The following is a 7,908-nucleotide window of genomic DNA, read 5'->3' on the forward strand; positions in this document are numbered from 1 at the left end:
CCGCGGGTCTGCGGAACGGAGGCGGGGGGCCGATGGAAACGTGGGCAGGAGCCTAGAAACGCAGGTGCCCACGAGTTGGACACCACGTTTTCTGATTGTCTTCAGTAGCGATTTGTTCGCGTCCGGAGCCGTAAATTATCGGCGCGCCCAGCAAATGGGATCATGACGCGGGAAGCAGCGCGGCCAGTTCCGGTTTGAACAGGCCCCTGACCCGTCCATAGGAAATGGGGAAGCTGTAAACACTGGTGCGGCCCAGGTTGAACGGGTCGGAGGCGACGCCGATGTCCTGCCCGGTGTAGAGCAGGTTGAAGTTCTTGTCGCCGAAGAACGTGAGCGCCCAGGGAGGTGACTCGGGACGCCGCACGGTCACATGGAACGACTCCCGGGTGAACGGGTTGAAGAACCCGCCCGACCCGGAGTAGCCGCGTCGCAGTTGCAGTTTCTCCGCGCCGTCCGGAATGGCGTCCCACAGGCGCGTCATTCCGGCCTTGGTGAACGAGGCGGGTGCGAGGACGTCGTCGGGTGTCAGGGCGCGTCCGGTGCGCAGATCAACGGTGACGACGAACCCGGGGTAGTAGCCGGGCGCCGCGCCGCAGTTGCGCCGGAACTCGGGGACGTAGCGGACCGACACCAGGGTCGGGCCGCTCAAGCCCTTGATCACCCGCGTGCCCAGCACGTTCGGGTCGCCTCCGCAGGCCGCCCGCGCGGCCGGGGTCTTGCCCCATTCCTTGTAGAAGGTGATGGCCTGGTCGAGCGGGACGCGCAGGGCCTTGTTGGCGGCGGCCTGCACCGACGCCTCCTTGAGACCTTCGACCTGCGCGTACTGGCCGTTCTGAACCCGCAGTGCCCGGTCGGGGTACGCCTGGTTCAGGGACGCCAGGGTGACCACGGGCGTCGGCGCGGCCTCCGGGCGGGTCGCCTGGTAGGCGACGACGCCGACGGTTCCCGCCGCCGTGGCGCCCGCGACGACCAGCGCGATCTTGGCCAAGGCAGCCTTGGCCAGGAACCCCGAGGACGCTTGGACACCGCCGCTCACCCCACCGGCCCCGGCACCCCCGGCTCCGGCGCCTCCGATTCCGGCTGCTCCGGCTCCGGCTACGCCCGTCCCCGCTGGGATCGAGAGTCCGGCGGCGGTGAGCGGGAACAGCATGGAAAGCGCCGCCGCGGTGACGGCGAGCGTCCGGATACCGCGGTGCTCCCAATCGTCGCCGTAGGCGGCGCGCGCGATGTCCTCCAGGTCCGCGACGAAGTCCAGCGCCCCGGCGTGACGGTCGGCCGGGTCCTTGGCCATGCCCCTGGTGACCAGCGGCCGCAGCGGTTCGGGCAGATCGTCCAGTGGAACGGGCGCCGTGAGGTGCTGCCCGCGCAACCCCACCGCCGTGTCGGCGCCGAAGGGGCGCGTCCCCGTCACGCACTCGTAGAACACGCACGTCGCGGCGTACACGTCGGCGGACGGCCCGGCCTCCCCACCCAGCCACTGCTCGGGCGCCATGTAGGACGGCGTGCCCGACCGCGACGCCGAACCGGTGGCCGACGCGATCCCGAAGTCGATGAGCTTGCTGCACCCGTCCTCGGGCACCACCACGTTCGCGGGCTTGTAGTCCCGGTGGACGACACCGACCGCGTGCGCCGCGGCAAGGCCGAGCAGCGACCCCTTCAGCACGGTCAGCGCGGCCGCCGGGTCGAGCCGCGCGTGCCGCTTGAGGATCGTCTTGAGGGGGGCGCCGTTCACCGCCTCCATCACGATCGCGCTGCCGTGCTCGCTCTCGACCAGCTGGTACAGCTTGGCGATGTGAGGGCTGGACACCCGGGCCAGCATTTCGGCCTCGTGCCGCAGTCCGGCCGGTGCGCCTCCGCCCGCCAGGGCCGGGACGTACTTCACCGCGACCGGGAAACCGGACTCCTCGTGCACCGCCAGGACGACCCGTCCCTGCGCTCCCGCACCGAGTTCCCGCATCTCGCGGAACCCGGAGATCTGCCAATCCCCCACATGCTCTCCTCGTCGCCCACCACGGTGTTGGTTGGGATGCGGCAGCCCGCCCGAATGTTCGGACGTGTCTGGGGAGCGAGTTCGATTCCAGCCTCAGTTGTGGCAGGTCTGAGTGGCCAGATCAAGGACGAGTTGCCGGACGCGCCCGTTCTCGATCAGGAACGTGTACACGGCCTTGGGGTTGCCGGGAACCGTGACGAAAGAGGCGTTGGGCCCCTTCTTCAGCTCCGGGTAGGCCTTCTGAACCTCGGCTGCCGCCGATCCGGTCGTGATGCCCTCGGGGGTGCGCATGTCACCCACGGCGAAGATCGACGCGACACCGAGCTGCGGGGAGAAGTTCCCTCCGGCGTACGGCCCCTTCTGCGGGAACTCCTTGAAGTCGAACGTGCCGCACCCGATCCCGCCCGGCGGTTCGTCCTTGACCGTGATCAGCCCGGTGGCCTCGGCGTCCTCCCGCTTCATGCCGAGCTTCACGGCGCCGTACCCGTCGGGCCCGAGAAATACCGGCCCCCCGCTCGTGCCGCTCGGCGCGGCGGACGCGCCGTCCGTGGCCGAGGAACCATCCGTGGCCGAGGCACCGGCCGTGGGCGACGAACTGCCGGAAGCATTCGAACCGCCGGACCCGCATGCGCCCATCAGCATCGCAGCCGAGACCATCAAGATCGAAATGCCTGCCCGTCGGTACATGCCCACCCTTTCCATGAAGACCTCGGAGTATTGCACCATTTGGTGCTGTCCCGTCCGTCCGCCGAGGGCACCGACCGTGTGTCCGGTTGTGGCAAAACCGCAGGTTGCCTCCGGGGTTCGCGGTGGGATACGGGCCCGATTCGCCGGGCCGCGGTCGCGAACCGTGCCAGGTAGCGACGACCGACCGGCCGCGGTCCGATCATCGCCGTCGAACATCTCAGCGAAAACGTCCGGCCGGCACGGACCCGCTATGCGGGGGCGCCGGGCTGGTCGGGCAGGAGCCGTTCGAACAGTTGTGCCGCCGTGACGACGCCGACCACGGGCGCGTCGACCCGGTCGGGCTCCCCGGAGACCGCCACCATGGGACTGCCGGCCCCCGACATGACGCTGGCGATCTCCATGGCGGTGGCGTCGGCGTCGACCACGGGAAGTGGTCCGCGCTCCGCGCCGAGGAGATCCGCGACGCGTCGTTCACCGAGCCGCGCGCAGAGCCGGTCGGCATGGTGCTCGTCATAGACGCGGGCGAGGGCGGGATCATCTCGAACGTGCGGCGGAATGATGTGACGCAGCAGCCGCGAGCCGGTGATCACGGCGACGGCGCGGCCCTGGGAATCGACGACCAAGAGGCCGGGCAGCCGCTGCTCGGCCAGCAACCGGACCGCGTCCAGCGCGCTGGTGTCCGGAGTCACGGTGGGGTACTCGACGGCGAGTTCTCGTGCGCGCACACCTGCGAAACTAGCCGACAGTCGCCAGCAGGCGAAACAGATCACCGCCCACCTGCGTGGAAAACGACCACGAGTCCCGTAAGGTCATTGCCGGGTGAGCCGGGAAGTCTGGTCGGCAACGTTGTTCGCCGACCCCGAAAGCACCGGTATGACCCATCTCCTGCTCGCCTTCGCCGCCCTGCTGCTGCTGGCGGTACTGGTCTCCAACCTCGCGCACCGCACCGTGCTGTCGACCGCGGCGCTGTTCCTGGTGGGCGGGTTCCTGCTCGGGGACGGCGTCACCGGACTGGTCTCCCTGCGGCCGGGGGACGATCTCGTCTCCGAGCTGGCGGAGCTGGCGCTGTTCGCGGTCCTGTTCACCGACGGGATGCACGCCGGCTGGCACGACCTGCGCAGCGCCTGGCGCCTCCCCGGGCGCGCCCTGGGCTGGGGCCTGCCGCTCACCCTGCTGATCACGGCGTTCCTCGCGCACTTCGTCGTCGGTCTGGGCTGGGTGGAGTCCATGCTGATCGCGTCGATCCTCACACCCACCGATCCAGTGTTCGCCGCGGCACTGGTCGGCAATGACAAGGTGCCGCCACGGCTGCGGCACCTGCTCAACGTCGAGTCGGGGGTCAACGACGGGCTCGTCCTGTCGTTCGTCGTGCTCTTCCTGGCGATCGCCCAAGGAGAGGAGGACCTGCACCTGGGCGAACTGGGCGCCGAACTGGCGGGCGGGCTGGCCATCGGCGTGGCGATCCCCTGGGCGGCGATCATGCTGGTGCGGACCCGGCTGTTCGCGATCGCACCCAAGTACGAACCGCTGAACGCAGTCGCCATCGGGTTGCTGGTGCTGGCCACCGCGCAGGCAACGCACGGGAACCTCTTCCTGGCCGCGTTCGCCGCGGGCGTCACCGTCGCCAGCATCGGCCACCAGCATCGGGCGGCGTTCGAGGAGTTCGGCGAGCTCGTCGCCGAACTCCTCAAACTCGCCGCACTGTTGGTGTTCGGCGCGCTGCTGTCGCCCGCGTTCCTGGGCGACGTCGGCTGGACGGGCTGGGCGTTCGCCGTCCTCGCCCTGGTCGTCGCCCGGCCGCTGGCGATCTGGGTGTCGTTCCTGGGGTCCCGGTTGACCCCACGCGAGCAGGCCGCGGTGATGTGGTTCGGCCCCAAGGGGTTCGCCTCGGTGGTCTACGGGCTGCTCGTCCTCGACGCGGGGATCGTGGAGGGCGAGCACATCTTCCACCTCGTCGGCGTCACGATCGCGCTGTCGATACTGGCGCACTCCTCCACCGACATCATCGTCGCCCGCAGCTTCGACGACGAACACGAGGTCCCGGCCTGGTTCGGCCGGGCCCGCACACTCGTCCGGAGACCGGGAAGCTCCCCGACATCACGAGAATCGCGGAACGGTGCCGATCCACCGGCCGACTCCGACGATCCCGCCCACGAGAATCCACAGTGATCTGGAGCCGCATTGGCAGCCGTAGCCGCCATCGTCATCTTCGCCGCCGCCTACGTGCTCATCGCGTCGGAGAAGATCCACCGCACCGCCGTCGCCCTCGCCGGCGCCGGGCTCATGCTGCTGCTGCACATCACCGACGCCGAGAAGGCGTTCTTCTCCACCGAGTCCGGCATCGACTGGAACGTCATCTTCCTGCTGCTCGGCATGATGGTGATCGTCTCGGTGCTGCGCCAGACCGGCGTGTTCGAGTACGTGGCGATCTGGGCCGCCAAACGCGCACGCGGCAAGCCCTACCGGCTGATGGTCATGCTCACGGTCATCACCGCCGTCGCCTCCGCGCTGCTGGACAACGTCACCACCGTGCTTCTCATCGCCCCGGTCACCTTCCTGGTCTGTGAACGGCTCGCGTTGAATGTCATCCCGTATCTGATCGCCGAGGTGATGGCCTCCAACATCGGCGGCACCGCCACCCTGGTCGGCGACCCGCCCAACATCATCATCGCCAGCCGCGGCGGCCTGTCCTTCAACGACTTCCTGGTCAACCTGGCACCGCTGGTCGTGGGCCTGATGGTGGTCTTCTGCCTGCTGTGCCGCTGGCTGTTCCGCAGCGCCTTCACCTACGACCCCGACCGCGTCGCGGAGGTCATGGCCCTGAGGGAAAAGGAGGCCATCACCGATCGGCGACTGCTGTGGCAGAGCCTGGCCGTGCTCGTCCTGGTGGTGGCCGCGTTCGTGCTGCACCCCGTCCTGCACTACGAGCCGTCGGTCGTCGCGTTGCTGGGCGCCGGAATCCTGGTGGCGGCCACCAAGGTCACCACCGAACAGGCGCTGGAAGAAGTCGAATGGCTCACCCTCGTCTTCTTCGCCGGCCTGTTCGTCATGGTCGGCGGCCTGGTGGAGACCGGCGTCATCGGCGACATCTCCCACGCCGCCACCGACGCCACCGACGGCCGCCTGGGGTTGGCGACCATGCTCCTGCTCTGGGCCTCGGCCGCACTGTCGGCGATCGTCGACAACATCCCCTACGTCGCCACCATGAGCCCCATCGTCGCCGACCTCGTCCACCAACAGCCCAGCGGAGACGGCACCGTCCTGTGGTGGGCACTCGCCCTCGGCGCCGACCTAGGAGGCAACGCCACCGCCATCGGCGCCAGCGCCAACGTCGTCGTCCTGGGCATCGCCGCCCGCAACGGCACCCCGATCAGCTTCTGGCACTTCACCAAATACGGCCTCATCGTCACCACCGTCACCGTCACGCTCACCGTCCCCTACCTCTGGCTGCGGTACCTGTGAGAATCCCGGCCAGCACTCACGGCGCACCACACGGGCCGAATTCGCACGGAATGCTTTTACTCGGTCACCGAAGATGTATGGCTTTGGGCCTTGTGAGCAAGCCGCAGGGTGTCCGTTCGGATCGACTTTCCCTCACGTCATTCAGGCGACGCGACGACCTGCCATTCTGGAGCTGCTCATATCCTCCGCCCCCGGTACCTTGGGCCGACTCGCGTGCGCCCGCGCGGCGGCCCGCAAAGCCGGTGCGGGCGCGTTGATCGATGACCCGCTAGGTTCGGGGCAGATCCTGGCCGCGAGCCGGAAGAGGAGCTCGATGGCCAAGCTGAACCGCCCCACTACCGTGACGGAACTGTCCTGCGGGCCGGTTGAGTATCGGCTGGAACGCCACGGCCCGCGCACAGTTCTGATCCTGCACGGCGGACACGTGCGCGCCTCTCTGCCTCTGGGCGAGGAGGTGTTCGTCGCGAACGGATATTCGGTGCTGGTGCCATCTCGTCCCGGGTACGGGGACACCCCGCTCACCACTGGGACCTCCCCCACGGTCTTCAGCGACGTGGTCGCCGAGTTGTGCGGCAAGCTCGGGATCCCCCGTCTGGTCGCCGCCGTGGGCCAGTCGGCGGGCGGCCCCACCGCAGTGACGCTGGCTTCCCGTCATCCTGACCTGGTGGAGCGCCTGATCCTGCAGAGCGCCGTCGGGTTTCTGTCCTGGCCCGACCGCCGCATCCGGCTCGGTGGCGGCCTCGTGTTCTCCGCACATGCCGAGAAGGCCACCTGGATCGCCATCCACGCCCTGGTCCGGCGCGCTCCGCGGACAGCTCTACGCTTACTGCTGCGCGACCTGACCACACGACCCGTCGGTCCAATGATCGATAACCTGACCGCCGAACAACGCTCCCTGCTACTGGACTTGTTCGCCACGATGCGTTCAGGCGCCGGCTTCGCCACTGACCTCAAGAACATGGCCGACGGCGACCGGCCCGTGCCAGCAGTCACCCAACCAACTATGATCATCGCCACTCCTGACGACGGCGCGGTCCCCTACGCCCACGCCCAGGCACTGGCCGCCGCGCTCCCCGACGCACGCCTGATCACCAGCCGAGCGCCAAGCCACTTCATCTGGCTCGGCGACGACTACCCCGCTATCGCCGTCGCGATGGCCGAATTCCTCATCTCGTAAGACCGTTTCTAATGTGGATGGCCGGTGGCTCGCAGCATGCTCGGAGATCATGTCGTCGGGTCTTGTGCTGCGGTTGGTGCCTAACCCCTCGCGAAGGAATCCTTCCTGAACTGCCAACACGGACCGACTTCAGACGGCTCGCCAAAGCACGCACACCGCTGCCCCGGTGGTGCCGCGCGGACAGGTACGTCCGGCACACCGCCCACCCGGAGGCGTCCAACCCGTCACAGACCATCTCAGCGACCAGCCCGCAACAGCCCGACGCCGCACCGGCAGGAACCTACCCTGGCCGTTCGGGGGCGCCACCTGTCCCCGGCGAAATAGCCGCCGCCCGTGCTGATCGACGGGGGTGCCACCAGGCGTGCCTGTGTATCGGCCCAGGGTTGGCCAACGCGGTCACCACCCGAGCCGGACCAACAACACCCCACCAGCCAACACACTCAGCCGAGCGTCCGAATGTCATGGGCGCGATGGGGCGATCTGAGCGCCAGTCTGCGACGGACCCCGTATGAGCCTGAACCGGTGCATGAGGGGCCCCGCGCTTTCCGGACAGCTGCTTGATGGGTGATATGCGTGCAGATCTACGCTGCTT

6 protein-coding genes are annotated in these 7,908 nt (G+C 68.6%); 3 read left to right on the top strand and 3 right to left on the bottom strand.

Annotated features, from left to right (window positions below):
• Positions 1–160 precede the first annotated feature (160 nt).
• The 3 genes from ABD808_RS31850 to ABD808_RS31860 all read right to left on the bottom strand — a co-directional run bounded on the left by ABD808_RS31850 (position 161) and on the right by ABD808_RS31860 (position 3,402).
• A complete protein-coding gene (locus ABD808_RS31850) occupies positions 161–1,990 on the bottom strand; it encodes a serine/threonine-protein kinase (protein ID WP_344904783.1) in 1,830 nt (609 codons plus the stop codon).
• Between the two features lie 93 nt (positions 1,991–2,083).
• A complete protein-coding gene (locus ABD808_RS31855) occupies positions 2,084–2,464 on the bottom strand; it encodes a hypothetical protein (RefSeq protein WP_344904786.1) in 381 nt (126 codons plus the stop codon).
• A 461-nt stretch (positions 2,465–2,925) separates the two neighbouring features.
• Complete coding sequence (locus tag ABD808_RS31860) at positions 2,926–3,402, bottom strand: CBS domain-containing protein (protein WP_344904789.1); 477 nt, start codon at positions 3,400–3,402, stop codon at positions 2,926–2,928.
• A gap of 148 nt (positions 3,403–3,550) precedes the next feature.
• Here ABD808_RS31860 and ABD808_RS31865 point away from each other — a divergent pair, with 148 nt between their 5' ends.
• The 3 genes from ABD808_RS31865 to ABD808_RS31875 all read left to right on the top strand — a co-directional run bounded on the left by ABD808_RS31865 (position 3,551) and on the right by ABD808_RS31875 (position 7,316).
• On the top strand, positions 3,551–4,846 hold the full coding sequence (locus tag ABD808_RS31865; RefSeq protein ID WP_344904792.1) for a cation:proton antiporter: 1,296 nt from the start codon (positions 3,551–3,553) through the stop codon (positions 4,844–4,846).
• A 12-nt stretch (positions 4,847–4,858) separates the two neighbouring features.
• On the top strand, positions 4,859–6,139 hold the full coding sequence (locus ABD808_RS31870; protein ID WP_344904795.1) for an ArsB/NhaD family transporter: 1,281 nt from the start codon (positions 4,859–4,861) through the stop codon (positions 6,137–6,139).
• Between the two features lie 313 nt (positions 6,140–6,452).
• Entirely contained in the window at positions 6,453–7,316 is an 864-nt protein-coding gene (locus tag ABD808_RS31875) for an alpha/beta fold hydrolase (protein WP_344904798.1), read from the top strand.
• The last annotated feature ends 592 nt before the right edge of the window (positions 7,317–7,908 follow it).

Source organism: Actinomadura meridiana, assembly GCF_039537545.1.
GTDB lineage: Bacteria > Actinomycetota > Actinomycetes > Streptosporangiales > Streptosporangiaceae > Spirillospora > Spirillospora meridiana.